General features: G+C 47.0%; 2 protein-coding genes. One reads left to right on the top strand and one right to left on the bottom strand.

Annotation, left to right across the window (positions count from 1 at the left end):
• Positions 1-1,383 (top strand): DUF3987 domain-containing protein (locus E0D98_RS23635; protein ID WP_240723758.1); only part of this gene is annotated, 1,383 nt, incomplete at its 5' end.
• Positions 1,384-1,704: 321 nt separating this feature from the next.
• Here the strand turns inward: E0D98_RS23635 and E0D98_RS23620 are convergent.
• A partial coding sequence (locus E0D98_RS23620) for a hypothetical protein (RefSeq protein ID WP_072095398.1) occupies positions 1,705-2,025 on the bottom strand: 321 nt, incomplete at its 5' end.

The following is a 2,025-nucleotide window of genomic DNA, read 5'->3' as shown; positions in this document are numbered from 1 at the left end:
GGGCTTGTGGCAGCGTCTGCCCTGGGCGCTGTTTCACTTGTCTGCCAGAATCTGATTGATGTCTGCAGACTGAATACACTGCGGGGGCCGGTCTCTCTTTTTTTCCTGACGCTTGCCGAGTCCGGAGAACGAAAAACCGCAGTGGACAAATTATTAATGAAGCCCCTGTACCAGCAGGAGATGCAGTTATATTCCAGATACAAAAGTGAACTGGCTGTCTGGAAAAACAAGGAAGAGCTTTTAAAGGCTCAGAAAAAAGCATTGTTGTCAAAACTGAATAAAGAACTCCGCAAAGGCGCGGATGAGTCAGAAACCCTCAGACAACTGGAAGTACTTCAGAAAAACAGTGCGGAAGAACCTGTGAGGTATAAATTCATTTTTAATGATGCCACGACTGCGGCAATTAAGAATCAGCTTTGTGGTAAATGGCGTTCAGTGGGTATTATGTCAGATGAAGCCGGTATTATATTTGATGGATATACCCTGTCTGAGTTGCCTTTTATTAACAAAATGTGGGATGGCTCTGTATTGTCTGTGGACAGAAAGAATGAACCCGAACAGATGATTGAAAATGCCAGAATGACGTTATCCCTCATGGTGCAACCCGGTCTTTTTGACCGATATATGGAGCGAAAAGGTTCTGTTGCCAGGGACAGTGGTTTTCTTGCCCGTTGTCTTATCAGTAAACCTGCAACCACGCAGGGGAAACGCTTTATTAACGGAGCTGTGATTCCGGGAGGATCATTAACGGCATTTCATGAACGATTAATGGAACTGGCCAGAGGCAGTATTGAAAAATCCAGTGAGGATGAACGGTATTGTCTGCATTTTTCGCCTGAAGCGCAAAAAATATTTATTGAGCACTATAATGTTCTGGAGCAGGATTTATCCCCTTCCGGACCCTTAAGCCCGTTTCGGGGACATGTTTCAAAAAAAACAGAAAACATTGCAAGAATTGCAGCGTTATTTCAGTATTTCAGCTATGGTGAAGGGAAAATCTCTGCCGATATCATGACGTCTGCTGTCGTAATAAGTTCGTGGTACACAGATGAATATAAAAAATTATTTGCGTTACCTGATGAATCTGAACTGCAGCAGAAGGACGCCGAGGAGCTGTTCGACTGGCTCATTGAGGAGTGCCGCGGAGAATGCCCGCCCCGTGTCAGGAAAAATTATATTCTCCAGTGTGGCCCGGGCCGGTTCAGAAACAGGAAAAAACTGAACGCATTGCTGAACATTCTTGAATCTCAGTTCAGGCTTTCTGTCGTGCCGGAAGGAAAAACCATGTATGTTCTGCTTCCCCAGATAGCCAGTTTAAAGTTGCCTGATGTCTCTGGTATTTTTACCTCGGGTTATCACTACAATAAGCTGAGAGCGAAGTAACCGGTGAGCAGTTTTTCTCCATTATGGTTCAGACTTAGATGATTGATTATTATGGGGATTTCATCACCGATATTCAGATGTATGAATATCGGTGATGAACTAAAGCTCAGGAGCTGCGTGGTGGTGATGAATCAACAGGCATATAACTGATACCCGCCGGTCAGAAGTTCCAGCCTGCGACTTTCCTGTCTGCGTGCCCGCAGTCCGGTGTTCAGGTGCAGCATGTGACAGAACGCACGGAGAGCGAAACGGCAGGCAGACAGGCCGTTCAGTCAGCCCTGGCACCCTGCCCGGATACCAGCTTCCCTGAAACAACTGGCATCAGGTGCGCTTATCGTCAACCGTTGTGCGGTATGCCAGGAGCACGTACTGATCCATCAGATCCGTCAGTGCTGCGCTCTGCTTCTGACGGTTGATGATCCATTCCTCCAGCTCTTTTTCTGATTTCCGTTTCAGATTCTCCGTCCAGTCGTCAAGGCAGTTTCCGGTCATTAAATCAAGCCAGCAAAGCCAGACCAGTTTGAGGCGCAACTCCGTGCCACCAAACTGACGGAAGAGGCTGATCAGTTTATTTGCCAGCGAACGCTGCCTCAGACGTTCACATTCAGACAGGAGAATGCCTTCCAGCATCGGATGATGAAC

The organism is Escherichia sp. KCJ4928 (assembly GCF_004352695.1).
GTDB lineage: Bacteria > Pseudomonadota > Gammaproteobacteria > Enterobacterales > Enterobacteriaceae > ECMA0423.
The sequence above is the reverse complement of the archived record's forward strand: the minus strand, read 5'-3'. Positions and strand labels throughout refer to the sequence as shown.